Source organism: Bacillus sp. FSL W8-0223 (assembly GCF_038006805.1).
Classification (GTDB): Bacteria; Bacillota; Bacilli; order Bacillales; family DSM-4216; genus Bacillus_O; species Bacillus_O smithii.
Genome location: NZ_JBBOVX010000001.1, coordinates 2,604,989 through 2,631,164, shown reverse-complemented (window position 1 = coordinate 2,631,164; position 26,176 = coordinate 2,604,989). Strand labels below are relative to the sequence as shown.

The 26,176-nt window shown below is 42.4% G+C and carries 26 protein-coding genes and 1 other annotated feature; of the genes, 24 read left to right on the top strand and 2 right to left on the bottom strand.

The window, feature by feature from the left end:
- The first annotated feature begins 231 nt into the window (after nt 1–231).
- From NST81_RS12770 to pheA, 18 genes are all read left to right on the top strand, one after another.
- Nucleotides 232–1,233, top strand: a complete 1,002-nt coding sequence (locus NST81_RS12770; protein ID WP_341030040.1) for an SPOR domain-containing protein — start codon at nt 232–234, stop codon at nt 1,231–1,233.
- Nucleotides 1,234–2,020: 787 nt separating this feature from the next.
- Nucleotides 2,021–2,596, top strand: a complete 576-nt coding sequence (locus tag NST81_RS12765; protein WP_048623769.1) for a Maf family protein — start codon at nt 2,021–2,023, stop codon at nt 2,594–2,596.
- A gap of 379 nt (nt 2,597–2,975) precedes the next feature.
- Nucleotides 2,976–3,665, top strand: coding sequence for a RadC family protein (gene radC, locus NST81_RS12760; RefSeq protein WP_003355529.1), 690 nt, complete (start codon nt 2,976–2,978; stop codon nt 3,663–3,665).
- 380 nt (nt 3,666–4,045) lie between these two features.
- A complete protein-coding gene (locus NST81_RS12755; protein ID WP_048623768.1) occupies nt 4,046–5,059 on the top strand; it encodes a rod shape-determining protein in 1,014 nt (337 codons plus the stop codon).
- Between the two features lie 209 nt (nt 5,060–5,268).
- On the top strand, nt 5,269–6,171 hold the full coding sequence (mreC, locus tag NST81_RS12750; protein WP_003355527.1) for a rod shape-determining protein MreC: 903 nt from the start codon (nt 5,269–5,271) through the stop codon (nt 6,169–6,171).
- Complete coding sequence (mreD, locus tag NST81_RS12745; protein ID WP_003355526.1) at nt 6,168–6,686, top strand: rod shape-determining protein MreD; 519 nt, start codon at nt 6,168–6,170, stop codon at nt 6,684–6,686. The genes mreC and mreD overlap by 4 nt, the downstream gene beginning before the upstream one ends.
- Nucleotides 6,687–6,887: 201 nt before the next feature.
- Nucleotides 6,888–7,565 (top strand): septum site-determining protein MinC, encoded by a 678-nt coding sequence (gene minC / locus NST81_RS12740; RefSeq protein ID WP_003355524.1) that lies wholly within the window; start codon nt 6,888–6,890, stop codon nt 7,563–7,565.
- A gap of 1 nt (nt 7,566) precedes the next feature.
- A complete protein-coding gene (gene minD / locus NST81_RS12735; RefSeq protein ID WP_003355523.1) occupies nt 7,567–8,376 on the top strand; it encodes a septum site-determining protein MinD in 810 nt (269 codons plus the stop codon).
- Between the two features lie 170 nt (nt 8,377–8,546).
- Entirely contained in the window at nt 8,547–9,317 is a 771-nt protein-coding gene (locus NST81_RS12730) for a M23 family metallopeptidase (RefSeq protein WP_003355522.1), read from the top strand.
- The gene (locus NST81_RS12725) at nt 9,310–10,176 is read left to right on the top strand and encodes a M50 family metallopeptidase (protein ID WP_048623766.1); all 867 of its coding nucleotides are present in this window, start codon (nt 9,310–9,312) and stop codon (nt 10,174–10,176) included. Before NST81_RS12730 ends, NST81_RS12725 begins: the two co-directional genes overlap by 8 nt.
- A 256-nt stretch (nt 10,177–10,432) precedes the next feature.
- Nucleotides 10,433–11,896 carry an Rne/Rng family ribonuclease gene (locus NST81_RS12720; protein WP_048623765.1) on the top strand — a complete coding sequence of 488 codons (1,464 nt, stop codon included), beginning with the start codon at nt 10,433–10,435 and terminating at the stop codon, nt 11,894–11,896.
- A 47-nt stretch (nt 11,897–11,943) separates the two neighbouring features.
- Nucleotides 11,944–12,022, top strand: a sequence feature (ribosomal protein L21 leader region).
- 13 nt (nt 12,023–12,035) lie between these two features.
- Nucleotides 12,036–12,344 (top strand): 50S ribosomal protein L21, encoded by a 309-nt coding sequence (gene rplU / locus NST81_RS12715; RefSeq protein WP_003355519.1) that lies wholly within the window; start codon nt 12,036–12,038, stop codon nt 12,342–12,344.
- Between the two features lie 11 nt (nt 12,345–12,355).
- Nucleotides 12,356–12,712 carry a ribosomal-processing cysteine protease Prp gene (locus NST81_RS12710; RefSeq protein WP_341030036.1) on the top strand — a complete coding sequence of 119 codons (357 nt, stop codon included), beginning with the start codon at nt 12,356–12,358 and terminating at the stop codon, nt 12,710–12,712.
- Complete coding sequence (gene rpmA, locus NST81_RS12705; RefSeq protein ID WP_003355517.1) at nt 12,705–12,995, top strand: 50S ribosomal protein L27; 291 nt, start codon at nt 12,705–12,707, stop codon at nt 12,993–12,995. Before NST81_RS12710 ends, rpmA begins: the two co-directional genes overlap by 8 nt.
- A gap of 237 nt (nt 12,996–13,232) precedes the next feature.
- On the top strand, nt 13,233–13,784 hold the full coding sequence (locus tag NST81_RS12700; protein WP_003355515.1) for a Spo0B C-terminal domain-containing protein: 552 nt from the start codon (nt 13,233–13,235) through the stop codon (nt 13,782–13,784).
- A 314-nt stretch (nt 13,785–14,098) separates the two neighbouring features.
- Complete coding sequence (gene obgE / locus NST81_RS12695) at nt 14,099–15,388, top strand: GTPase ObgE (protein ID WP_048623764.1); 1,290 nt, start codon at nt 14,099–14,101, stop codon at nt 15,386–15,388.
- A 104-nt stretch (nt 15,389–15,492) separates the two neighbouring features.
- Complete coding sequence (locus NST81_RS12690; RefSeq protein WP_048623763.1) at nt 15,493–15,948, top strand: ACT domain-containing protein; 456 nt, start codon at nt 15,493–15,495, stop codon at nt 15,946–15,948.
- Between the two features lie 250 nt (nt 15,949–16,198).
- Nucleotides 16,199–17,044, top strand: a complete 846-nt coding sequence (gene pheA, locus NST81_RS12685) for a prephenate dehydratase (protein ID WP_003355511.1) — start codon at nt 16,199–16,201, stop codon at nt 17,042–17,044.
- Between the two features lie 121 nt (nt 17,045–17,165).
- On the opposite strand, the gene NST81_RS12680 is transcribed toward pheA, so the two are convergent.
- Nucleotides 17,166–17,705, bottom strand: a complete 540-nt coding sequence (locus NST81_RS12680; RefSeq protein WP_327796918.1) for a transcription repressor NadR — start codon at nt 17,703–17,705, stop codon at nt 17,166–17,168.
- 45 nt (nt 17,706–17,750) lie between these two features.
- Nucleotides 17,751–18,914, bottom strand: coding sequence for an IscS subfamily cysteine desulfurase (locus tag NST81_RS12675; RefSeq protein WP_327796919.1), 1,164 nt, complete (start codon nt 18,912–18,914; stop codon nt 17,751–17,753).
- Between the two features lie 177 nt (nt 18,915–19,091).
- Here NST81_RS12675 and nadB point away from each other — a divergent pair, with 177 nt between their 5' ends.
- The 6 genes from nadB to NST81_RS12645 all read left to right on the top strand — a co-directional run bounded on the left by nadB (nt 19,092) and on the right by NST81_RS12645 (nt 25,828).
- Nucleotides 19,092–20,687: an L-aspartate oxidase gene (gene nadB, locus NST81_RS12670; protein ID WP_341030033.1), complete on the top strand. Its 1,596-nt coding sequence runs from the start codon at nt 19,092–19,094 to the stop codon at nt 20,685–20,687.
- Complete coding sequence (gene nadC, locus NST81_RS12665) at nt 20,656–21,501, top strand: carboxylating nicotinate-nucleotide diphosphorylase (protein ID WP_341030031.1); 846 nt, start codon at nt 20,656–20,658, stop codon at nt 21,499–21,501. The genes nadB and nadC overlap by 32 nt, the downstream gene beginning before the upstream one ends.
- Nucleotides 21,502–21,516: 15 nt before the next feature.
- Complete coding sequence (gene nadA / locus NST81_RS12660; protein WP_327796921.1) at nt 21,517–22,620, top strand: quinolinate synthase NadA; 1,104 nt, start codon at nt 21,517–21,519, stop codon at nt 22,618–22,620.
- 143 nt (nt 22,621–22,763) lie between these two features.
- A complete protein-coding gene (gene safA / locus NST81_RS12655) occupies nt 22,764–24,044 on the top strand; it encodes a SafA/ExsA family spore coat assembly protein (RefSeq protein WP_341030028.1) in 1,281 nt (426 codons plus the stop codon).
- A complete protein-coding gene (locus NST81_RS12650) occupies nt 24,028–24,993 on the top strand; it encodes a hypothetical protein (RefSeq protein WP_341030026.1) in 966 nt (321 codons plus the stop codon). Before safA ends, NST81_RS12650 begins: the two co-directional genes overlap by 17 nt.
- Nucleotides 24,994–25,096: 103 nt before the next feature.
- On the top strand, nt 25,097–25,828 hold the full coding sequence (locus NST81_RS12645; protein WP_048623755.1) for a YhcN/YlaJ family sporulation lipoprotein: 732 nt from the start codon (nt 25,097–25,099) through the stop codon (nt 25,826–25,828).
- The last annotated feature ends 348 nt before the right edge of the window (nt 25,829–26,176 follow it).

Below are 26,176 nucleotides of genomic sequence, written 5' to 3'. Positions count from 1 at the left end.
GAATGATTCGTGATCTTAACATTTTTGGCGGAAAATAAGGGACATTTCGAGTGGGCAAGCGAATATTTTAGAAAATTTACGACCGTTTTCTCATGCATGCCTTGCGAAAATAGAAAAGCAGTGAAAAAATTTGACGACAAACTGCCTTTAAAAGACGACAAAACTCTTGTTCTTTTTTTGATTGAGTGTGCTAGGATAAGGCAATAAGAATGCACGGGGAGGGCAGGCAAATTGGACGAGCAAAAAAATCGCACGATCAAAATTGTACTAGATGGGAAAGAATCGGAAAAGAAGAACTCAATCACTCATCGTTGGAATACCAGTCAAAAGGAGACTGCTGCGGCGATTGAAAAAAACAGTGGCGAAGAAAATGAATCTTTTGCGTGGGTCCTTCCAGAAGAAGAAGTTCAAAAAATGGGAGAGGATCAAGGCTTTCATAAAATAGAATATGTTTCAACCTCTAAAGGAAAGAAAAAAAGCGGAAAAAGATCAGTGGGAGGAAAACAGGCTGCATCGCTTGCGTTATCCATAGTCAGCGCTATGATTGTCGGCATCATGCTCGGCTTTGTGATTGTTAAAGTTGTCACGAATGCGGATGCGGGAACACCGGTTAAGCAGGTCCGCTCTTCCCAGCAAGGAACTGTGCCGGCAAAAAGCAATAAGGAGGAAACGCTTGTACTTCCAGAACTTTCGGCGTCGATTGTTCAGGGAGGTATTTTCAGCAAAGAAGAAGCAGCGCAAGAGGTGCTGAAAAAAGTGAAAGATAAAGGGGTCCCTGCCGAAACGTTCATGCAGGATGGACAATACGTTCTTCTATTGGGTACGGCTGGATCGATTGAAGATGCAAAGAAGTTAGGCAGTCTTTGGAAAGAAAAAAAAGTGGATGTTTATGCGAAAACTTTTACGATGCCGGAAAGAAAGATCCAAGCTGCTAAAAGCGACACTGGCCTGGTGGAGCAATACGTTTCTTTGTTTCAGCTGCTTTCGGCGGAGAGTGCCAATATTGTTCTGAACAAAGGAGCCGATTTAGCCAATCGAGACATCATTCAATCTAATTTGCAAAAAGTAGAAAAACAAACTCCTAAAACAACTGCTTTAAAAACCATGCAAAAATCACTATTAGAGGCTGGAAAGGATATCGTTCATTTGAGCAAGCAAGCGGATCGACAAAAAGGCATTGATGCCCAAGAACAACTGTTGAAATTTATCGGCGCCTATTCCTCTGCAAAGTAGTTTTTGATTCTTTGCAGGGCGTCCGTCAAAACGGAAAGTCAGTTGGATGCAGTATTGAATTCGCTTCGATAAGGATCTGGTTTTTGTTGTTCTGTCGCTTAAACGGTGAGTAAAATCAAGTAAACTAAAAGTAGATAACTCTAAACAAGCAACATTGTATTTTACGTCGGGACTCCAATTAGGGATTTTGGTGGTTGAAACGGCTGGTTAAGAGCAACAATTAAAGGAAAACGTTGTACTTCCATAAAATAAGGGAGGTACTGGAATGATCGTTTCAAGCGTAATATCAGTATTGTTTTTTGCAATGGCAATGTTTGGGGTAGTCAAGTTTACTCAATTACTTAGTGGCAAAAAGAATTTAAAACATAACTAGCATTGTTTTTTTCTAGGGATTCCTAAAATAAAGGAATCCCTAAATTTTTGCTTTAATACTTATTATCACGACCTTAGTTTTACAGGTAAAGAAAACTTTTGCTTGCTGTTTGTCAACGGTAAATCGGACTGAGTGAAGGATGAACAAAGTAGAATTTAAGGAGTTGACAAACTAACTACACCCGAACCCTCTTGGAATTGTCTGAATTTTTTGTTTTTATACCCTGTAAATTTTTTAAATGAAAGAATGACAAAACAGTTTCCTATGTTTACAAAAAACAAAGGATTGGTCCTACTTAAATCGTCAAAATTTAAAGTAAAAGATGAATGGTGAAAGGATTGAAGGATTTGTACTATAAGGTGAATATTGGTAAAATAGACGTGTATCTCCCTGACATGAAAGGAACGTGAAGGTATGCAAAAATTGATTTTGGCTTCTAGTTCTCCACGCAGAAAAGCACTTCTTCAAAGACTGAATATCCCCTTTACAGTTGAAATCAGCCATGTAGAAGAGAAGATCTCACCAGAAGCTCCCCCTGATGAAGCGGTAATGTCTCTTGCCCTCCAAAAAGCAAAAGCAGTGGCATCTCATGCACCGGAAGCTTTTGTTATTGGAGCTGATACAATGGTGTCTATTCACAATCAAATTTTAGGAAAACCGAAAAGCCGTGAGGAAGCTAAGAACATGTTGAAGATGCTGTCTGGACAAACCCACTCCGTTTATACCGGAACAGCCATTGTACATGGGGAGCAGCAACGCGTTTTCTATGAACGGACGGATGTTACCTTTTGGACATTGCCTGATGATGTAATAGATGACTATCTCAACAGCGGGGAATCGTTTGATAAAGCGGGTGCATACGGAATCCAAGGTCTGGGGTCAATATTCGTCAAAGAAATTCATGGCGACTTTTTTTCGGTGGTAGGACTGCCAATAGCAAGGGTATTCTGGACATTAAAAGAAATGGGATATCGGCCATTTGTTTCATGAGATGAAAGAGGAAGACAGAGCCTTTCATCTAAGAAAGTGGCATTGGAGCTGTTGTAAAAACGGATTGGCTTGTCAGGAACCGCTATTACACGCAAGTTTATTTCTATGCGAATCTTCCAAAAAGAAAAGACACCCCTGAAATTTTCCTTGTCATGGCTTGCCCGATCTTTTACCAAGGAAATGAAGGCATCGTATTGGAATCCCCTTTATTAGAACCTCTGATATAACGGGGATGATCACGATACCGTTCTATTCTTTCCTCCTCATTTTACAAATAGAAAAGTCCGGCGAACCAAAGCACAATTCCTTTTTTGACTCCGTTTTCATGAGTGAGCGGAGAACAGATGATAAACCAATATTGATACAAGGAGGATCAAATTTGTCAAAAGAATCGCTTAGGATCCATAACGTTCCACGTGAAGATCGGCCGCGGGAACGACTGATATTAAAAGGAGCGCACAGCTTGTCCAACCATGAATTGATCGCCATTCTTCTTCAGTCGGGGACAAAAGAAGAGTCCGTCTTGCAGCTGGCAAATCGGCTATTAAATCAGTTCGAAGGATTACGAATGTTAAAAGATGCTACTTTAGAAGAAATTACCTCTATTAAAGGAATTGGTCGGGCGAAAGCTGTTCAAATCATGGCGGCGCTGGAACTGGGCAGACGTATCCACAGTCTTTCATTAGACGAACGGTATGTTATCCGCTCTCCCGAAGACGGTGCAAATTATGTCATGCAAGAAATGCGGTTTTTAACACAAGAACATTTCGTGTGCCTCTTCCTTAACACCAAAAATCAAGTTCTCCACAAACAAACCATTTTTATCGGTAGTTTGAATGCTTCGATTGTTCATCCTAGGGAAGTGTTTAAAGAAGCGCTTCGCCGCTCCGCTGCCTCCATTATTTGCTTTCACAACCACCCATCCGGTGATCCGACGCCTAGCCGAGAAGATATTGAGGTGACCAAACGTTTAGCTGAGTGTGGAAAAATCATCGGAATTGAAGTTCTCGATCATCTCATTATCGGCGACCAAAAATACATTAGTTTAAAAGAAAAAGGCTACTTATAATGCTATGATTTTTCTGGGGGTTACGCTATAATATAATTTATGATTTTTACAAGTTTTTTCGAATTCCAATGGAGAATAGGGCCATCAGAATCTAGAGGGTTAGGCGCGTTTTGAAAGCCTTGCCTTGGTTTTTTCTGCTCACATTGCCGCTGTGGGAGAAACGACAGTTTATCAAGTTGTGGCACTAAAGGGGCATCAGTTGGAATGAGAACCACAAAAAGGCAATTCAAGCATTCGAACTGGTTCGCTTCTTTAACAGTCTTTTTTAAAGCGGGAAATCCTATTAGGCAGCAAAAAAACGTGCTTACCTAATGGATGGCTTTTGCAGAGATCACATTTTCAATTGCTATTTCGTATCAGTTAGAAAGGGAGATACAACAATGTTTGGAATTGGAGCAAGAGACTTAGGAATCGATTTGGGAACGGCCAATACACTTGTTTATGCAAAAGGAAAAGGAATTGTCGTACGGGAGCCTTCCGTGGTCGCTATTCAGACAGATACAAAACAAATTGTGGCAGTGGGAAATGATGCTAAAAATATGATCGGACGGACTCCTGGAAATGTGGTGGCTACTCGTCCGATGAAAGACGGAGTCATCGCGGATTACGAAACGACAGCTACCATGATGAAGTATTACATTTCTCAAGCAACTAAGAATAAAGGCTTTTTTACGCGAAAACCATATGTGATGGTATGCGTTCCTTCGGGGATTACGGCAGTGGAAGAAAGAGCCGTGATCGATGCCACTCGTCAAGCGGGTGCAAGGGATGCCTATACCATTGAAGAACCGTTTGCAGCGGCTATAGGCGCTAATTTGCCGGTATGGGAGCCGACGGGAAGCATGGTTGTGGATATTGGCGGAGGAACGACTGAAGTAGCGATTATTTCCTTGGGCGGCATCGTGACGAGCCAGTCATTAAGAGTGGCAGGTGATGAAATGGATGAAGCGATCATTGCGTACATTCGTAAGCAGTATAATTTATTAATTGGAGATAGAACAGCGGAAATTGTTAAAATGGAAATCGGATCGGCAGATGGTGAAGCGGAAGTCGAAAAAATGGATATTCGCGGCCGAGACCTGTTAACAGGATTGCCACAAACGATTGAAATTTCCGCGAAGGAAATTGCCACTGCCTTAAAAGATACCGTCTATGCTATTGTGGATACCGTGAAAAGCACGTTGGAAAAGACTCCTCCGGAACTGGCTGCTGATATTATGGATAGAGGAATTGTATTGACTGGGGGAGGAGCTCTGCTTCGCAATTTAGACAAAGTGATTAGCCAAGAAACGAATATGCCTGTGATCATTGCCGAAAATCCTCTTGATTGTGTAGCCGTTGGAACGGGTAAAGCGCTCGATCATATTCATATGTTCAAAAATAAAGCAAGATAAGATTGATTTTTATCGCAAATAGGATTCCCTTCCGCCCGTGAAAATGGGGCGGCAAGCGGCAAAAGAGGCGGCTGGCGCACAGTAAATAAAAAAGTTTTCTCATTCTTGAAACCAGCTGCCCCTGTTTTTTTGCCGATTGGGAAGCCTATCTGCTGATGACTTTTGATTTCATCCGTTGATGAAAAAAGGATAAAATAGAGGTGTACTTCATGCCACAGTTTTTTTCGAATAAACGTCTTATAGTTCTTCTTGTCAGCATTATCGTTCTCGTGGCATTGATCGGATATTCCCTGCGCAATAAAGCAAATATCTCTTGGCCGGAACAATTTGTAAAAGATATTGTTGGTTTAGGACAATCCGTTGTTTCAAAGCCTGCTGGCGCTATAACGAATTTTTTTGAAGATATTCAGAATTTAAAAAATACATATCAAGAGAATGAAAAGTTAAAAGCCCATTTAGCACAATTGGGGCAAATTGAAAGTGAAGTTAACCGATTGAAAAAAGATAATCAAGAGTTGCGGGCAGTCTTGAAAAAACAAGAAAGCCTGTCAGATTATAGCGTTATACAAGCAACGGTCATTGCGCGTAATCCGGACCGGTGGTTTGATCTTGTCACGATCGATAAAGGAAAAGCGGCAGGGGTAAAACCCGGTATGGCGGTTCAAACGGCGAATGGATTGATCGGCAAAGTAAAAAGTGCGGCAAAGTTTACGGCTTCGGTTGAATTGTTGAGTGCGCAAGATCCAAAAAACAGAATTTCAGCGGTGATTCAATCGAAGAAAAACGTTTACGGCCTCATTGAAGGTTACGATCAAGATAAAGGATATTTGCTGTTAAAGGATATCCCGTTCAATGCGAAAATTAAAAAAGGAGATAGCGTCATCACTTCTGGACTTGGCGGTGTTTTCCCGAAAGGGCTTTTAATTGGCAAAGTGAAAAAATTGGTGCCGGACCAATTCGGTCTGACGCAAACAGCTTATATCAAACCGGCGGCAGATATGTATGATCTTGAACACGTGATGGTTGTCAAACGGAAAATGAGAACCGCGAGTATGGCTTCAGATAATTCACAACAGCAGCAAAGCACAGTTGATGGGGAGGGGGAAATGTGAAACAGTTTCTTCTTCCTCTTATTATGGTTGCATGTTTCCTGAGTGAAAATGTGTTTTTTAACTGGACCCCGGAATCTGTGCTGGATGGCAGGTGGATATTAGCTCCCCGTTTTTTTGCGGTGGCTCTTATTTTAATGACGATTTTTTACAATCGATCCACAGCCATAAAATATGGATTTATATTTGGTCTGCTATTTGATGTGTTCTATACCGAAATGTTAGGTGTCTATATGTTTGTTTTCCCGTTTATTGTTTATATTACATCCAAATTGATGAAGGTCTTGCAAAGTGATTTTTTGATCGTTGCTTTGGTTGTGGTGATCGATCTTTCCGTTTTAGAATCCATACTTTATGCTTTAAATTTATTAATCCAGCGCACGGATCTTACATTTGGACAATTTTTGTCTGATCGGCTATGGGCGACTCTTATTCTGAATCTTGCTTTTTATCTAGTATTCGGAGGACTGTTAAAAAATGTGTTCACTCGTTTGAGGCGAGAGATTTTGGATGCGTAAAGCAATGTTTCATTTTTAGTGGGAATGGACGATATGGTAAAGCCCCCCTGTATCAAAAAGCACGTTGGAACCAACGCAACAAAGAATGCGAAACGAATCGTTCTCTTTTATATGGAATTCACATAATCGGAACATGACTATAAAAAAGGAAAACGCCGAATGGATGTCGAATTACTGGACGACAGAGGTGAACAGTGCGCCATGAAGAAAAGCCAAAATGTTGTGATGAAAGGAACAAAGGACGGATTGACCCTTCATTTAAATGATCGTTGTTCCTATGAAGAACTGCTTGAAGAATTGCAGGAAAAAATATTGTTGGATCATCAAGACGACGATTCACCGCTTATCTCCGTGAAAATCCAAACAGGCAATCGTTATTTGACAGACCAACAAATTAATCAAATTAAAGAGTTGATCGGTTCAAAAAAGAATTTAATTGTAGAAGATGTTTCCATGAATGTAGTCTCAATAGAGGAGGCTATGCGATGGAAACAAGAAAGCGAAATTATCACCATCGCCAGCATTGTTCGTTCAGGTCAAGTGATCGAAGTTCCGGGTGATTTGCTGTTGGTTGGAGACGTCAATCCTGGCGGTATGGTGATGGCGGGCGGCAATATTTTTATTATGGGATCCTTAAAAGGGATTGCTCACGCCGGATGCTATGGCAATGATGAAGCGGTTATTGTCGCTTCAAAAATGGTTCCAACACAGTTAAGGATTAGCAACTGTTTAAATAGAGCTCCTGATGAATATAGCGAAGATGAGAGTCATGAAATGGAGTGTGCCTACATAAATGAATCCAACCAAATTGTCGTCGATCGTTTGCAAGTTTTAAAACATCTTAGACCAAATATTACGAGATTTAAAGGGGGACAATAAAGTGGGTGAGGCGATCGTCATAACATCTGGAAAAGGCGGAGTCGGAAAAACAACCACTTCTGCCAATTTAGGGACAGCTCTTGCTCTATTAGATAAAAAAGTATGTTTAGTAGATACAGATATTGGACTACGAAATTTAGACGTGGTATTGGGATTGGAAAATAGAATTATTTACGATTTGGTGGATGTTGCAGAAGGGCGTTGTAAAATTCATCAGGCTCTCGTGAAAGACAAGCGGTTTAATGATCTGCTTTTTCTGCTTCCAGCTGCGCAAACGAGCGACAAGTCGGCTGTTTCTCCGGAACAAATAAAAAAGCTGGTTGAAGAATTGAAACAGGATTTTGATTATATCTTAATCGATTGTCCTGCAGGCATTGAGCAAGGCTATCGAAATGCAGTGGCAGGAGCGGATAAGGCCATAGTGGTTACCACTCCCGAAAAATCGGCGGTACGGGATGCTGATCGGATCATTGGTCTTTTGGAAAAAGAAAGTCATATTGAGCCACCTAAGCTTGTGATCAATCGCATTCGCAGCCATATGGTGGAAAATGGTGAAATGTTGGATGTCGATGAAATTACAACCCATTTGTCCATTGATTTGCTCGGAATCGTGGTAGATGACGATGAAGTGATTAAATCTTCGAATGCAGGGGAACCGATTGCACATGATCCGAATAATCGGGCGTCTATTGCTTTTCGGAATATTGCCCGGCGAATCCTCGGTGAATCCATCCCTCTTCAACCGCTTGAAACAGAAAAAGAAGGAGTTTTTTCGCGAATTAAAAAGTTTTTTGGCATTCGGAGCAAATAAATTTTGAAAGAACATTTTCAGGAAACGATTCGGCTTTGCTTTGGGATATTCTGACCAAAGAAGAGGCCGATTTTTTTTGTCTCTCCTTTCTTTGAAATGATGGGCAATAGTCATACTCTCTCTGGACAAGTCATAAGATGGAACATAAACGGAGCAAAGAGGGATGAGAGATGAAGGATCGAAAAAAGGAAATTAAGAAAAGAATTGCGAAACGAAACAGGGAAAAACGACGTCAAGCCAATCAGCGCGCCTTTCAGCCTATCAATATGGCATTTGGAGAAGAAATGGAATTTGATCACCAAGCCATTGATTACGAAGCTCCAAATGATGAGTACAGGCCTTTCGTGAAAAAGGAATGGTTTCTCTTTAAAATATTGGCTTCGGGAGCGCTTGTTTTGGGGACCGCGATTGTATTTAAAAGCCAATCACCTGTGATGGTCGACAGTCAAAAGTGGATACGCCAAGCAATGGAAACAGACATTCAGTTTGCCTCCATTGCCAACTGGTATGAAAAACAGTTTGGGAAGCCCTTGGCCATATGGCCGCAGAAAGAAAAAACAGTCACAGTGGACAAACCAAAAAAGGATTTGGCCGTTCCGGCGTCCGGAAAAGTGGTGGAAACATTTCAAGCGAATGGAAAAGGAGTCATGGTGAAGACAGGAAAAGGGGAAGTAGTAGATGCGATGAAAGGTGGGCTTGTCATCTTTGCCGGGAAAGAAGCCGAAACGGGGAATACAGTAGTCATTCAGCATCCTGATCAATCCGAATCTTGGTATGGGCAATTGCAATCCATTTCTGTGGAGCCCTATCAACGCGTTCAAGCGGGGGAAGCAATCGGAAAGGCGAAAGACCGGGCAGACGGAACTTCTGGTGAATTTTATTTTGCAATCAAACAAGACGATCATTACATCGATCCAAACAAGGTGATCAAATTTGAATAAAGCCGTCACTTTTTTTTCAAAAATTCATATTCATCCTCTTCTTTGGCTGGTGATCGGAATTAGCGTTGCCACTGGATACTTTTTCGATTTAATCATGGTGTTATGTATTATTGCCATCCATGAAATGGGGCACTTTTTTACAGCCCTGTTTTTTTCGTGGAGAATCAGAAAAGTATCGTTGCTCCCGTTCGGCGGAGTGGCGGAAATGGATGAACACGGAAATCGACCTTTGCATGAAGAATTGCTGGTCGTCATCGCTGGTCCGATTCAACATGTATGGATGATGGGATTAGCCGCACTGTTGTATTCTTTTCATATAGTTCCGAAAGTATTTTATGATGATTTTCTTATGTACAATTGGATGATTCTTTGTTTTAATTTATTGCCGATTTGGCCGCTGGATGGCGGAAAATTAATCTTGCTCATACTGTCAAGAGTCAAAACTTTTTTGAGCGCTATGCAGTGGACAGTCGTTAGTTCCTTTTTTTTGCTCGTTTGCCTGCATGCAATGGTTTTGATATGGGCTCCGTTTCAACTCCATCTTTGGATTGTTCTCTCATTCTTATATTTTTCGCTTTGGCAAGAATGGAAACAACGTCATTATGTGATGATGCGCTTTTTGCTTGAACGTTATTACGGAAATCGAAGGGGGATACATCAGCTTAAACCGATCACTGTATCGAGCGATACGGTTTTATCGACTGTATTAATGCAGTTTCAACGGGGAGTCAAACATCCGATCATTGTGATGGAAAATGGAGAAGAAAAAGGAAAATTAGATGAAAATGAAGTGTTACACGCCTATTTCTCTGAAAAACAAACAACGGTGAAAATTGGCGACCTTCTTTATTATTATTGACGGGTGCTGACGAAATGAGTAAAGTATAGTGGACGAGGTGCTGTTTTTCCATTTACATGATAAATCTTTTTTTGACAGACGTACATGGATCGAATATGGATGTGACCAATCGGTTATGTTCAGATTTTTGCTGAGATATCAAGGAAGGTGGAATGTTTCTTACAGATAGATTTGAGACATTTGCACCTATTTTTTTATCTTCCAGCGACAAAAAGTTTTTTTGTTTTAATGTGGATATGTTGAAAAGGGTGGAATGATGAATCAAATTATCGTAAGTGCAAAAGGACGGGAAAAGCGCATGGCAGTTCTCCGCGACGGAAAAGCGGATCAATTTCATATTTTTCAGCCTTCGCATCAATCCATTGTCGGAAATATTTATTATGGGGTTATCCAAAAAATTGAGCCGGGCATGAACGCTTGTTTTGTCGATATCGGAATCGGAAAAAACGGTTATTTGCCTAAAGATCAAATTCCTGATTCCCGCCAATTGCCGATTTCACAATTAGTGTTTGAAGGGGAAAAGATAGCGGTTCAAGTAAAAAAAGACGCCACTGATCATAAAGGTCCTGAGTTGACGGCCCTCATAGAATGGCCCGGGATGTATTTAGTCTATATACCGGCAGGAAATCATATCGCCGTTTCAAGAAAAATGGGTCAAGAAGAACGAGAAAACTGGAAACAATGGGCACAACAAATGAAAAAAGAGCAGGAAGGCGTCATTTTAAGAACTTCTGTTGCCGCTGGTGAAAAAACAGAAATTGAAAAGGAATGGGTGGCGTTGCGGGAAATGCATAGAAAGGTATTGTCCCAAATACCGAATAAAAAAGCCCCTTCTTTATTATTTCAAAGAGATCCGTTTAAGGAAGAAGCGATCGCTCAAATGATCAGATTAAAGAGCGGGTCGCTGATTGTGGACGATCCTGCTTTTCAAAAGTTGATTACTAGCGATGCCCGTTTCTCCAGTCAACATTGGCGTTGTGAGCTTCATCATCATCCGCAAGATCTTTTTTCCACTTTTGACCTTGATGCGGAGATACAAAAGGCATTAAAACAAATTGTCTGGCTTCCAAGCGGCGGATATGTCATTATTGAAAAAACGGAAGCGATGACAGTTATTGATGTAAATTCGGGGAAATATACGGGGAAAAGCGATTTTCGTCATACTGCTTTTCTCTCAAATATCGAAGCAGCAAGGGAAATTCCAAGGCAGATTCGATTGCGTGATATAAGCGGCATCATTTTAATCGATTTTATTAATATGGACTCGGACAAAGATAGAGAACAAATCCGGGCAGTGCTGGAGGAAGAAACAGCAAAGGATCCGAAAAGCGTGAACGTGTACGAATTTACTTCTCTCGGATTACTCCAGCTGACAAGAAAGAAAACGAAAAACTCCCTGCTGGAAACGTTGACGGAGCCTTGCCCTGTTTGTATGGGGAAAGGAAGAGTTTTAAGCGCAGCAACGACTGCTTTTCAAATGGAGAGAGCTCTTTTCGAATATGCGAGACAGGATCAAGAAGCTGTTTTGCTTGATGTAACGGAGGATGTCAAAAAAGCATTTGCCGGCGAACAAAATGGCGATCATTTTCATTTAGAGAATCTTCTAAAGAAAAAAATATTCTATAGGATTGTCAATCGGCCACATCCTTTTGGAGAAATCAGCCGACTGGGAACAGAGGAAGAAATGAAATTGCTAGGAGAAAGACCGAAAAAAGGTTGACACTCTTTTATAAAAGATGGTAAAATCTCAATGTTATTATTGTAGCACCCGTGCTACAACCGCTCATAACAGGTTTTAAGTTTTCGCTTTGCGAAACACCTGCCATTGGCGAGTCTTAGTTATTAAGGAGGTGCAGTAAATGTACGCTATTATTGAAACTGGCGGAAAACAGTTGAAAGTGGAAGAAGGTCAAACTGTTTATATCGAAAAAGTGGATGCTGCTGAAGGAGAAACTGTGACTTTTGACAAAGTTTTATTCGTAGGCGGCGAAGATGTAAAAGTAGGCACTCCACTTGTAGAAGGTGCAACGGTCACTGGCAAAGTGGAAAAACATGGCCGCGGCAAAAAAATCGTTGTTTTTAAATATAAACCAAAGAAAAATTATCGCCGCAAACAAGGTCATCGTCAACCTTACACAAAAGTCGTGATTGAAAAAATCAACGCGTAAGGCGATATAAGATGATAAATGTCGTGATCGAAAAAAATCGTTCCGGCAAAATTCGTTCATTTACAATGGACGGACACGCCGATTTTGCTGAATATGGCCAAGATATCGTTTGCGCAGGGGCATCAGCTGTATCATTCGGGGCCATTAATTCCATCATGGTGTTGACAAATGTGGAACCGGAGATTGAACAAAAAGGCGGCGGAGGTTTTCTCCGTTGCGTTATTCCTGAAACGACGACGGGAAAAGAATTGGAAAAAGTTCAGCTTCTTTTGGAAGCCATGGTGGTGTCCTTGCAAACGATTGAACAGCAGTACGGAGATTTTATCAAGATCGTATTTAAAACTGTAGGAGGTGGAAAGAATGCTTAAATTAGATCTTCAGTTTTTTGCATCGAAAAAAGGGGTTGGGTCTACTAAAAACGGCCGCGACTCTATCGCAAAACGCTTGGGCGCTAAACGTGCGGATGGACAATTTGTAACAGGCGGTTCTATTCTTTATCGCCAACGCGGTACGAAAGTCTATCCTGGCGAAAACGTTGGCCGTGGCGGAGACGACACGCTATATGCTAAAATTGACGGCGTTGTTCGTTTTGAACGATTCGGTCGTGACAAAAAGAAAGTTAGCGTCTATCCTGTTGCGAAAGAAGCATAATCCTTTTTCTGTTAGGGGTGCCCAAAGGGAAACTTTTGGGCGCCCTCTTTTTTTGTTTTAAGGAGCATCGGAAGCGGTAAAAAGCGTTTGGTCGTTCATTGGTTGCATGCAGCTGCTTTTTAATAAGCAATCCTCTGTATCTCATTTCAATCTTTTCTGTTATACTTCATAATGAAGAAGAATGGGAAAACCATTGAGTGTGGGATGGTTACTATATGACAAAATAGGAGTAAAAGAATGAATAATGACTGGACGCTGCTGGAAGTTTTAAAATACGTGCGGCATGATTGGATGAATCGCATCCAGTTAATCAAGGGCAATCTTGATTTAGGACATACAGAAAATGCAAAACGTGTGATTGACGAAATTATTTTAAATAGCCGTCAGGAAACAAGGCTGACCAATTTAAATTTGCCATGTTTGGCTGAATGGATCATGACTTACAATTGGCGGTCTCGACAACTGACGCTAGAATACGAGATTTTGGATGATTATCGCAACGTTTCGTTAAACGATCAGCTCATAACAAAATGGATGTGCACTTTGTGCCAAGAAATCGAAAAGAGGGTGGATCCTCGAGGAGAGAATCATTTATTTCTTTCTATTCAAGAAAGAGGCAAGGCGCATTGTTTCTTTTTTGACTTAAGTGGGATAATAAAAGACAGCCATGAACTGGAAAGATGGATTGAGCAATCCGTCAAATCGCTTTTCGAAACAGAGGTGGAATTCATCGAATCAACAGATGAGAACTTGCAATTTCAAGTTTGTTTTTCTCCTATGGAAAGATAATCATCAAGTGTGGCTGGCACAGGACATAACCATTCTGTTTTGAAAGAAGTCCAATGATGATGAAGAAATAAATGGATTCTGGATGCTTAGGTGAGCAGTCCCCAGCTCTCCCTCGTGTTAAAAAAATTTGCAGCGCTCTTCAAAAAAGAGCGGCAACCTTTTAATAAAGATAAACTTTGTCAAAGAAGACCATCTGTTCTTCGTTTTTTTGATAAGCGATCTTTACACACGTATAAGATAAAAAACTTGTATGGTACCATTTAGAATAAAACGATCTTCAATAGACTTTATTGGGAAGTAAATGGAGGTTTTCTATGTTTGTCGATCAAGTCAAAATCTATGTTAAAGGCGGAGACGGCGGAAATGGCATGGTAGCGTTCCGACGTGAAAAATATGTGCCTAAAGGCGGTCCTGCCGGGGGAGACGGCGGCAAAGGAGCCGATGTTGTGTTCGAAGTCGACGAAGGACTGAGAACGTTGATGGATTTCCGCTATCAGCGCCATTTTAAAGCGCCGCGCGGAGAAAACGGAATGAGTAAAAATCAGCATGGAAAAAATGCGGAGGATATGGTGGTCAAAGTACCGCCGGGAACGGTTGTGATCGATGATGATACAAAAGAAGTCATTGCCGATTTAACGGAACACGGCCAGCGTGTAGTGGTAGCTAAAGGAGGAAGAGGAGGAAGAGGAAATACCCGTTTTGCCACTCCCGCGAATCCGGCTCCGGAAATTTGCGAGAAAGGCGAACCGGGAGAAGAACGATATGTCGTTCTTGAATTAAAGCTCCTTGCCGATGTTGGTCTTGTCGGTTTTCCAAGTGTAGGAAAATCTACGCTGTTATCTGTAGTGTCACGCGCAAGGCCTAAAATTGCCGATTACCACTTTACGACGATCGTTCCTAACCTTGGCGTGGTAGAAACAGAAGACGGCCGCAGTTTTGTGATGGCTGACTTGCCCGGGCTGATTGAAGGAGCCCATCAAGGGGTTGGATTAGGACACCAATTTTTGCGTCATATTGAGCGAACGCGTGTGATTGTCCATGTGATCGATATGTCGGCGTCAGAAGGTCGAGATCCATATGAGGATTATGTAACGATCAACAATGAGCTAAAAGAATATAACTTACGGTTAACCGAAAGACCACAAATTATTGTGGCTAATAAAATGGATATTCCAGAAGCACATGAAAATTTAAAACGGTTTAAAGAAAAACTTCAAGAAGACTATCCTGTTTTTCCTATTTCAGCTGCAACGAGAGAAGGAATACGGGAGCTATTGTTTGCGATTGCGGATAAGCTGGAAGAAACACCTGAATTTCCTCTTCATGATGCCGAAGAAAAACAAGGCGTTCACCGAGTCGTGTATAAATACGAACGGCCTGAAGAGGAGTTTACCATTACAAGAGATCCTGATGGCGCCTTTGTTCTGAGTGGGGCAAAAATTGAAAAGCTGTTTAAAATGACAGACTTTACCCGTGATGAATCCATCCGACGCTTTGCTAGACAAATGAGAAGCCTCGGAGTCGATGAGGCTCTCAGAGCAAAAGGAGCGAAAGACGGGGATACTGTCCGTTTATTGGATTACGAATTTGAATTTATCGAATAATGATGGAGTCGGGCCGGACTATTCGTTAAGCTATGTTCGGCCGAAGATTCTTTTCCACTAGCACTGCCAAAAGTTTTATTTTATCGCAATTGGGGGAAAATGCATTGCGAAAAAAGGATCTGAATCAAAAATTTTACTTAGTTCGTGAGGATGTCCTGCCGGAAGCCATGAAAAAAACGTTGGAAGTGAAAGAACTTTTGGAACGCGGAAAAGCCGATTCGGTCCAAGATGCTGTAAACAAAGTTGATTTAAGCCGGAGCGCCTTTTATAAATACAGGGATACCGTATTCCCTTTCCATACGGTTGTAAAAGAGAAGATCATTACGTTGTTTTTTTATTTGGAGGATCGTTCAGGGACGCTGTCACAATTGCTCGAGGTAGCGGCTCGTTTCCATTGCAATGTGCTGACCATCCACCAGACGATTCCCATTCAAGGCCGGGCGAATGTCACTCTTTCGCTTGACGTGACCAATATGTCAACGGACTTGGATGACTTGCTCAACAAGCTGAAAAAACTGGAATTTGTCGAAAAAGTGGAAGTGCTAGGTTCGGGTGCATAAAAATTAGGTATATTATTCCCACATTAAGGGACAGTAAGCCCTTTTTAGGAGATGTGCAGGAGAAAAAAGAGAAGGGGAAAAGGTCTAACTGCCTCTAAATGCCCGATTGGTTCCACTAACCATTCGTGTTCCCGCATGGAGGGGCAGTTGCCTCTGATGCCTAAATAGCTCCATTAATCATCCGTGAAACACCGATGGGAGTGTCACTCCATTTTTCATAATTTTCTTGACAGAGGGAGAGAGAAATCAAATGAAGATATCTTATTTAGGACCTGCGGCGACATTTACCGATTTAGCCGTTTGTTCTGCTTTTCCAAAAGCGGAAAAAAAAGCATGCATGACCATTCCGGAGTGTATGGATGAGGTTATGGAAGGAAAAGCGGATTTGGCAGTGGTACCGCTGGAGAATACTTTGGAAGGAACCGTGAATTTAACCATTGATTATTTAACCCAGGAAGTCGATTTAAAAATTATTGCAGAGTTGATTGCCCCCATTCGGCAGCATTTATTAATGCATCCTCAAAATGCAGAGCGTTGGAAGAACATCGAAAAAGTGATGTCTCATCCTCATGCCATTGCCCAATGCTATAAGTTTTTACATACATATTTTGAGAAAGTGCCATGTGAAGAAGCAGCATCGACTGCTGCCGCTGCACGTTACGTAAGTGAACATCCGGAAGAGCTCACCGCTGCGATTGGGAATTCATTATCCGCCGAAAAATACGGCTTAACCATCGTGAAGGAAAATATTCACGATTATGATTTCAACCATACCAAATTTATTGTGCTGTCCAAAGAAGAACAAAAGCTGGAATTACCTTATGAGTCTGGTGTGGAAAAGACGACGATTATGGTCACATTGCCATCGGATCAAGCGGGTGCGCTTCATCAAGTTTTATCAGCGCTTGCTTGGCGAAAAATCAACTTGAGCAAGATTGAATCCAGGCCGGTCAAGACCGGACTGGGAAACTATTTTTTCATTATCGATATTAATCAAAGGATGGACGACATTTTGCTTCCCAACGCCTTTGCTGAGATGGAAGCGCTGGGTTGTACAGTCAAAGTTCTTGGAAGCTATTTATCGTATCAAATTTAAATATGGAAAACGGGCATCCAGCCAAAAAGGCTTTTGATGCCCTTTTTTCATAAATGAAATGAAAAGAGCGATTAAGCCAGGAAATTCAATAAAACCTTTGCGGGTGCTCCGAGGCGTCAAACTATTCGTCTAAGAGAAATCCTGCTTTTTTCAGGGCTTTTTCCGCTGCGTCAAGAGTGCGGGAATCCTTGGCACTGACAGTATGGAGATGGACACCATCGGTCAACTCCGACAAAAAGGCAGCGTTCGTTTCGCGAATTCTGGCCATAAACTGTTCGACCTCTTTGCGATTGGATACCATTATGGACGCAGTTAAATCACCGTATACAGGGTGTTCAATTTTTACGTCTTTTACGGTAAGGCCATAGTCCACAAGCAAATTAAGCTCCGCTTCCGCTTCATCCGGAGTATGATAACAGGCGATCGTCCGCTCAAAAACGCCATCATTGCCTGACTGAGGTAAATACATATATCCTTGGCTTGTGGCAATAATCGGTTCATTTCTAGCTTTTAAAATAGTAATATCGTTAACAATCACTTGACGGCTAACGTTGGTTTTTTTCGCTAGTTCACTTCCAGTGATCGGATCAGACGATTGTTTCAAGTACTGCAAAATAAGCGTTCTTCGCTCTTCCCCTAAAATTTTTCTGCCGGAAGACAACAAAATCCCTCCAATTGCTTCAATATCTCTTTAGCCGATTTTCTACTACGATTGTATCATAGTTCGTTGAGCTAGCGAACCCGGAGAGAACCGGCGAGCGATTTCATAAAGTGTTTTTGCCAGCTCTATGATATCAAAATCAGGCGTTTGATCGCTGAAGGATATTCGGAAAAACTGTTTTGCAGAAGCATCAGGTTCTCTCATGGCGGTAATCGTTTTGGCTCCTTCTCCTTTTCCTTCTGAACACGCACTGCCGGTGGAAATGGCAAAGCCGAGCCGGTTGCATTCGAGCATGACAAGCTGTCCTTCTATTCCGTCCATGGTCATTCCGATAATGGATGGAAGCTGGACGCTTTGTTCCGCCTCATAAATGGTGTATGGGAAGTCTGGCAAGGCTGAACGAAAAAGTTTACGCTTTCTTGAGCATTCTTTCCAGTAAGATGGAGGATCTGTTTTGGCAGCAGCTACCGCGAAGGCGGCAATTCCGGGTACGTTGATCGTTCCGCCACGGAATCCGTCTTCTTGCGAAAGAAGCGGAAAGACCGGTTCATAGGAGCAGTCTGGGCGAATATAGACGGCTCCGACTCCTTTCGGTCCGCCGATTTTGTGAGAAGCGACGGAGATACTGTCCACATAAGGAATGATTTCTTGTATATCGACTTTTCCAAAAGATTGGACGCAATCTGTGTGAAATAACACTTTTTTTCGATCGATAATCCTGCTGATTTCCTGTATAGGTTGAAGTGTTCCGATTTCTTGATTCACGTGTTGGATGGAAATCAATATCGTGTCAGGACGAAGATTTTTAAGGACTTGTTCAGTCGATATTTGACCGTTTTTTTCCATTTTCAGTTTGGTTATTTGAAATCCCTCTTTTTCCAGAAAGTGAACGGCGGAAAGGACAGAAGCATGTTCACTTTCTGCCGTGATGATATGGTTTCCTTTGCCGATTTCCCGCGCTTTTCTGGCTAGTGATATGATGGCAAGCAAATTGCTTTCTGTTCCTCCTGAAGTAAAAAAAAGTCCTTTAGGTTCTACACCCATTTGTTCGGCAAGAATGGAGCGGCCGTTCTCCAACACGTCCCGGGCGCTGATCCCGATGTTATGGAGGCTTTCGCTGTTTCCAAAATACATTTTGCTGATTTCCACATAGGCAGAAAGAGCTTCTTCGTCCATTGGAACAGTGGCCGCACAGTCAAAATATTTCATTTTTCCCACTCCTTTCGATTCTGTCAAAAAACGATCGATTTCAAAAAATGCTTGTCAATAGTTTAATTTTGTGTAAATATATATGTCAAGATATCTGTAAAAATTCAAACAAAAATCTTCGGGGGAGTATAGAGGAAAATGTTACAGGCGCGTAGAGACAAAAAGGAGAGATAAAGAATGGAGAAAGAAGCGGATGTAGTGATTATCGGGGGAGGGGTGGCGGCTCTTCAGCTTGCTCGCTATCTTCATCCGCAATTTCATGTAGTGATCATGACAAAAAGCAAAATCCGAGACAGCAACTCTTACAAGGCACAGGGAGGGATTGCTGCGGTTGTTTCCGAGACGGATCGATTGGATTTGCATGTTCAGGATACGTTAGTTGCCGGAAGGTACCACCAATCTACTAAAGTAGTGGATGGTCTCGTGCGGGAAGGTTCTGAAGTGGTGAAAGAGTTAATCAAAAGCGGTCTTCCTGTCGACCGGAATGAAACGGGAGAGGTGGCATTAGGACTTGAAGGAGCCCATAGTCGCCGCCGAATTGTTCATTGCGGCGGGGATGCAACAGGTCGTTATTTAATTGAATTTTTATTGGATCGGTTACCGCCAAATGTTGAAATAGTGGAGAATGAGCTGGTTTTTGAACTACTGCTTACAAATGATCGAAGCCGATGTATCGGCGTAGCGGCAAAATCAGTTGACGGTTCTGTTCATCGCTATTTTGGCCGTCATATTGTTCTGGCAACTGGGGGAGCAGGCGCACTTTATCCGTATACATCCAATCATCCGCGAATGATCGGAGATGGAGTGGCGATGGCTTACCGAGCTGGAGCGGCAGTGGCTGATATGGAATTTGTTCAGTTCCACCCCACATTGTTATATGTGGCTGGAGAAACAAAAGGTTTAATTTCAGAAGCGGTAAGAGGAGCCGGAGCTATTTTACTGGACGGTAAAGGTAGGCGGATCATGGAAGGAGTTCATCCACAAAAAGATTTGGCTCCGAGACATATTGTCGCCTATGAGATTTACAAAAGAAGAGCAGAACAGCAGGACGTTTTTTTAGATATAAGCGGAATATCTCATTTTGAAGAAAAGTTCCCGAGCATTTCTCAATTATGCCGCGAGCAGGGTGTGGATCTTAAGGAAGGGAAAATCCCGGTAGTGCCCGGAAGCCACTTTTTAATGGGCGGAATCGTCATCGATTCCTTTGGACGAACTTCGGTCAATGGATTATATGCGATCGGGGAAACAGCATCCAGCGGGGTCCATGGAGCCAATAGGCTGGCTAGTAATTCTCTTTTAGAAGGGCTTGTGTTTGGGAAAAGAACAGCTGAGTTTATCAACCATGAATCTCACGTTTCGTTGATACGATCCGTTCTTTATGACTATCCGTTGAAAGCGAAAGAAGACGAAATGCCAAATCTCGATTCAGAACAGTTGAAATGGAACATGATCGAAAATGTAGGCGTCATCCGAGATGAAGCCGGACTTAACAGACAATTGAATTGGCTGCCGGTTCAGTTGTTGGAATCTTTGATGGAACAATCTTTGGAAAGGCTATCAATCGAACAAATTCAAACGATTTTTATGTTTATCAATAGTTTTATCATGACGAAGTCGGCATTGATTCGGAAAGAGAGTCGCGGTGCCCACATACGAAGCGATTTTCCAAATGAAGACCTTTTTTGGAAAGATCGGCGCATTATCCATGAACAAACGAAAATAACATGGAGGAGAGAGTCTTATGAATCGCATCAAACTGGAATCCATGCTTAAAGATTTTTTTATCGAAGATATTGGGGACGGGGATATAAGTGCAGAAGCCATTTTTACGGCTGATGATCGCGGCTCTTTTTACTTTTTGTCAAAGGCGGACGGCGTTTTTTGTGGCAGTGATGTCATTAAGACAGGTTTTCGTCTGATCGATCCCACTTCGGAGGTAACCGTATATCGGAAAGATGGCGATGTTGTGGAAAAAGGAGAACTCATAGCTGAAATCAAGGGTGCGATGCGCGGCCTTCTCCAAGGCGAAAGGGTGATCTTAAATTTGATTCAAAGGATGTCCGGGATTGCCACAGTAACGGCTAAGGCAGTTGAAATCGTTCAAGGGACGAGGGCGAATATTTGCGATACAAGAAAAACAACTCCCGGTCTAAGGATGCTTGAAAAATATGCCATTCGTGTAGGCGGGGGCTATAACCATCGCAAAGGACTTTTTGATGCCATTATGTTAAAAGACAATCATATTGCATTTGCAGGGAGTATTTTGTCTGCGGTGAAAAGGGCAAAACAGTTTGCCGGGCACACGACGAAAGTAGAAGTGGAAATTGAAACGAAAGAACAGCTGCTGGAAGCGGTAGAAGCCGGTGCCGATATTATTATGTTTGATAATTGCACTCCGGAACAAATACGCGATTGGATCGTTTATGTGCCGGACCATATTATTACAGAAGCTTCAGGAGGCATTACTTTGTCGAATTTGAGAGCGTATGCCGAAACGGGTGTACAATGGATTTCGCTTGGCTTTTTGACCCACTCTTACCAAGTGCTCGATATCAGCGCAAAGGTGCAGCCAAATTTTATATCTTAAAAGGGGGATTGGATGATGAATTTGTTGCAGGCGCTTCAACAAACAACGGTGATTCCGGAGCGTTATAACAAGATGACCATTCAAGAGATGGAAGAAAGAGTCCGAGAATTGAAAACTCGTTTAGGAGAACGATTGTTTATTCCCGGGCATCATTATCAAAGGGATGAAGTGATTCAATTTGCGGATGCCGTTGGAGATTCTTTTAAGCTTGCGAGGATTTCCGCTGATAATAAAAAGGCGGAATACATTGTCTTTTGCGGTGTTCATTTTATGGCGGAGACGGCTGATATTTTGACCGCGCCTGATCAAAAAGTGATATTGCCCGATAGGAAAGCCGGCTGCTCGATGGCGGATATGGCGGATATCCATCAAACAGAGAGGGCATGGAACAAGCTGGCGAATTGGTTTGGCGACACCGTTTTGCCATTAACATATGTGAATTCCACGGCGGAGATCAAAGCATTTGTTGGCAGAAACGGCGGAGCCACGGTCACTTCTTCCAATGCCCATAAAATATTGAAATGGGGATTCTCGCAAAAAGAACGAATTCTGTTTCTCCCGGACCAACATCTTGGACGAAATACCGCTTATGATTTAGGTGTCGATCTTCAACAAATGGCTCTTTGGGACCCGTTGAAAGACGAATTGATCTACGATGGGGATGTGAATGAGATTAAAGTGATTTTATGGAAAGGGCATTGTTCTGTACATGAAAATTTTACTATCCATAATGTCCGGGAAGTACGGAATAAATATCCGAACATCAATATTATCGTACATCCGGAATGTCGTCGGGAAGTCGTGGAGGCTTCGGATAGCAGCGGTTCCACGAACTACATTATCCAAACAATTGAAAAAGCGGCGCCGGGAACATCTTGGGCGATTGGAACAGAAATGAATCTCGTCAGTCGTCTGATCAAACAACATCCGGATAAACATATTATTTCCCTTAACCCGAATTTTTGCCCGTGTATGACGATGAACCGTATTGATCTTCCCCATCTGCTTTGGTCATTGGAGTCCATTTACAAAGGAGATTCCGTCAATTTCATCAAGGTGCCTGAACAAGTAGCGATTGAAGCCAAACTTGCGCTTGAACGAATGCTTGCACTTGCATGATTCAAAATGGCCGCCTATCATGTCTTTCCGAGCAGGAAAGGCATATTTTTTGGGGAAAAAACATAAATTTTTGTGTAAGTTCAATCGCATTTTGGGATCTGAGGCATACAATATATGGACTTACGCCTAAGGAGGGAAAAATGTTGAAGATCCATATAGTGCAAAAAGGTGATACGCTGTGGACGATCGCAAAAAAGTACGGCGTGTCTTTTGAAGAATTAAAAAAGATAAATTCTCAGCTCTCCAATCCGGAAATGATTATGCCTGGCATGAAAATTAAAATACCCGGAACAGGGGGAAACGTAAAAAAAGGGCCCAGCCATCATCATGGCCACCATGGACATCATGGAAAAGAAATAAAAAAATACGAACATCCATTTAAAGAATCGAAACCTCCTACTATTCCAACCGCAGAAACGCCCAGCCAAGTCACCAAAAAAGAAGTCCCGAAAGAAAAGCCCAAACATGTCGCCCCCATAATGCCGCAGCCAATCGTTCCGGATATAGAAATCAATCAGCATTTTGACGTGACAATGGAGCAAATGAACAAACAAATTAGTCAACAAACGCAAAAAGAAATTCATAAGGTGCCGCCCAATATATTTCCCGGACTGGAGGAGTCAGTGGAATTCACGGAAGAAAAGGAATCATCGTCTCATCATCATCAAATCGCCCAATTTGAATGTGGCGGGAACTTTCCATATGTAAGTCCATACTATACGAATTGTTATCCCGCTCCCGTCCCGGTTTATCCGTATCAACCGCAGTGGTCGCATCCCGTCCCGGTTGTTCAACCTGCCGCGAATCCGGTTTTTCACCAGCCTTCCTATCCGTACGGACTTCCCGGAGCGGGGATGAATGAACCAATGGAAGAGTCCTCCTCAGCGCTGCTGCCTTTTACGGAAAGTCAGGCTCCAGGAATGTATCCTCCGGGTGCTTACGGGAACCAGCCGAATTATGTTCCGATTTCCCCAGTGGCACCGGGAACTGGATATGATCCTTATTATGGTGCTTCTTATCCTGGTGCAGTCTATCCGCCGATGCCAAATCAGATGCCAAATCAGATGCCAAATCAACCGATGCCAAATCAGATGCCAAACCAACCAATGCCAAATCAACCGATTTCCAATCAACCAATGCCTTATCAACAGGCAGGACCGACGGAGGGTAAATGGTCAAATGATTGCCATTGCCAAGATCAAAGCGGACAACAAATCCCGTCTTATCCAGGAGGGACTTTCATGCCGGTTCAGCCGGCGCCTTATCAGCCCCTGTATCCGCAGGCACCATACGGTTTTTATGGCCAGCCCAGTTCAGGACCGGCGGCTCCTTACGGGGAACAGGGATATCCGCCGGCGTCTGATCAAAATTCGGATTTTAGGACCTCTAGAACGGATGATGAGAGTCATGATGATGATCAATGATGTATGTAGTGGGGACGATTTTAGTCATCGTCTCCTTTTATCTGTTCAAAATGTGTTGAAAGAACCCGTGCTGGCCTATAAGCCTATAAAAGAAGGAAAATGGAAAATTTTTTTGCCGTCAGGACCATGGTTTCTGAAGGAATTTTCTTCAGAAACAAAATGGAAACAACAACAAGCACTTATTCGTTCGCTTCATAGCGTTCATTTTTTCAAAACAGCAGAGCCTCATCCTATGCAGACGGAAGAAGTCATCTCCTTTCAAAAACGATTTTATGGTGTTTTCCGATGGATCGAATCATCCATTCCCCCTTTTTCCTATAAAAGAGAAGAAGAAAGAATTCAAGCTCTTTCTGTTTTAAATGAATTCCACGCTTGCACAGAGACATTTTATTCCTCTTTTTTGTCTGTTATTTCGCAGTTTGATCAAACAAAAAAATGGAAAGAGAGGCATCATGAATTTGAGGCCAACAGAAAGAAACTGGAATGGTATTTATCTTTGAACACGATCAAAAAGTATTTATGGATGGGGGAACGAGCGATAGAGGCAATATCGAAATTCACGATACAAGATGAAATGGCGATCATTCACGGCGACGTCGCCCATCATAATTTTATCAAAGATCGCTCTAATCGCTTGTTTATTACGGATTTCGATCTGATTGCCATTGCTCCGAAAACATATGATTACATTCAGTTTGCCATGAGAGTTTTGCCCATTCTTCATTGGGATGAATCCCTTCTTTGGAAACACCCCTTTTTGGACAAATATCAAGATGATCCATTTTTTCTTGCTCATTTGCTGTTTCCAAGCGATATCTTTAGAGAATGGAACCGTTTTTTCAAACGCCCTCGAAGCGGTCATTTACCGTATTTATATCAAATAACCGTCAAGGAAATGGACGAACGCACGGCCTTTTTTAACAAAATATTCGCTAGAATGTTCAAATGACGTATCGTTTTTCGAATCCATTCCCTCGTATAGTTTTTTTTAAGCCCCGCACACTATAAAATGAGCTGATTGTCGAGCTCACTATGTGGCAAAAGAGGGGATAATGGTGAAAAAAATTTACCAATCTCTCGTTTCGGGAGTGATGGTTTTGAGTCTTGCCGCTTGTTCAGGAGGAGAAGACGCTTATGGAGGCGACCGGGCCAATTATCATCCAAAGGGTGTTTTTTCCAACGAAGGGCATGGCGGCGATACGAATGACCGGCATGATGGCCCGATGACAGAACTGTATGACCACTCTGTCGGCAGAGAAGGTCAGGCCATTCGTGAACATAAAAGAAGATATTTGCAAGTGCGTGATGATAACGGAAATCCTCCCAACCCGACCGTTCCGCTTGCGAAAGATGATAAAAACTTTTGGGCCAGAGATAATCAGTTCAGTCGTAAAGATGCAAACTATCATGGACATTTGCAAACTCAATTGCCTCAGACCAAAAATTCATATTATCAAGCTTATGAAGGGAAAATGGCAGAGAGACTGGCCGCTAAAGCGGTAAAAGTCAATCATGTTCAAGATGCAAGAGCCGTCGTTTATAACAAAGATGTGATCATTGCGGTCATAACCGAAAACGGATCGGCTAAAGAAAAAGTCAAATCAAGCGTCAAAAAAGCAGTCCAACCGTATTTAAACGGGCGCCGATGCACTGTTGTTACGGGTATAGGCAATTTCGGCCGCGTTCGCAATATAGATAATGAACTAAGGGACGGCGGACCAAAAGATCAAATAGAACTTGATTTAAAAGAAATGATGCGAACTTTACGCCATCAGGAAAGATAAAGAAAAAGGGGATGTCCCGAAAGTCAGTAATATGACACAGGGGCACCCCTTTTTTGAGTAAAGCTTTCTATCGTGAAATTCACTCGCTTTCCGTGTGTCTTCTCGCTCTCGGGCCTCGCCTGGTCCGCTTTTTCCACTGATTCTCGCCCACCGCGGTCATCTACAATTTCACTTAGTTAATGCCAAACAGCGCTTTTTCCATTATTCCGTAGAAATCAAAGAGGAGACCGGCACATCCATTATCATTCGGCGTTGGAAGGAATAAAAAGCAAAAGCGAAGAAGAGGAAGAGCCTTTGGTCTGTCGAGGCTGCGCTTGTGTTCGCCTGAACGGTCCGTAATACCCAGAA

Bases quoted from the DNA above. Each gene is read 5' to 3' on its own strand.
- NST81_RS12765 (WP_048623769.1), top strand. From the start codon at position 2,021: ATGCAAAAATTGATTTTGGCTTCTAGTTCTCCACGCAGAAAAGCACTT.
- NST81_RS12755 (WP_048623768.1), top strand. From the start codon at position 4,046: ATGTTTGGAATTGGAGCAAGAGACTTAGGAATCGATTTGGGAACGGCC.
- mreC (WP_003355527.1), top strand. From the start codon at position 5,269: ATGCCACAGTTTTTTTCGAATAAACGTCTTATAGTTCTTCTTGTCAGC.
- minC (WP_003355524.1), top strand. From the start codon at position 6,888: ATGAAGAAAAGCCAAAATGTTGTGATGAAAGGAACAAAGGACGGATTG.
- NST81_RS12730 (WP_003355522.1), top strand. From the start codon at position 8,547: ATGAAGGATCGAAAAAAGGAAATTAAGAAAAGAATTGCGAAACGAAAC.
- NST81_RS12720 (WP_048623765.1), top strand. From the start codon at position 10,433: ATGAATCAAATTATCGTAAGTGCAAAAGGACGGGAAAAGCGCATGGCA.
- rplU (WP_003355519.1), top strand. From the start codon at position 12,036: ATGTACGCTATTATTGAAACTGGCGGAAAACAGTTGAAAGTGGAAGAA.
- NST81_RS12710 (WP_341030036.1), top strand. From the start codon at position 12,356: ATGATAAATGTCGTGATCGAAAAAAATCGTTCCGGCAAAATTCGTTCA.
- rpmA (WP_003355517.1), top strand. From the start codon at position 12,705: ATGCTTAAATTAGATCTTCAGTTTTTTGCATCGAAAAAAGGGGTTGGG.
- NST81_RS12700 (WP_003355515.1), top strand. From the start codon at position 13,233: ATGAATAATGACTGGACGCTGCTGGAAGTTTTAAAATACGTGCGGCAT.
- obgE (WP_048623764.1), top strand. From the start codon at position 14,099: ATGTTTGTCGATCAAGTCAAAATCTATGTTAAAGGCGGAGACGGCGGA.
- pheA (WP_003355511.1), top strand. From the start codon at position 16,199: ATGAAGATATCTTATTTAGGACCTGCGGCGACATTTACCGATTTAGCC.
- NST81_RS12675 (WP_327796919.1), bottom strand. From the start codon at position 18,914: ATGAAATATTTTGACTGTGCGGCCACTGTTCCAATGGACGAAGAAGCT.
- nadB (WP_341030033.1), top strand. From the start codon at position 19,092: ATGGAGAAAGAAGCGGATGTAGTGATTATCGGGGGAGGGGTGGCGGCT.
- nadC (WP_341030031.1), top strand. From the start codon at position 20,656: ATGAATCGCATCAAACTGGAATCCATGCTTAAAGATTTTTTTATCGAA.
- nadA (WP_327796921.1), top strand. From the start codon at position 21,517: ATGAATTTGTTGCAGGCGCTTCAACAAACAACGGTGATTCCGGAGCGT.
- NST81_RS12650 (WP_341030026.1), top strand. From the start codon at position 24,028: ATGATGATGATCAATGATGTATGTAGTGGGGACGATTTTAGTCATCGT.
- NST81_RS12645 (WP_048623755.1), top strand. From the start codon at position 25,097: ATGGTGAAAAAAATTTACCAATCTCTCGTTTCGGGAGTGATGGTTTTG.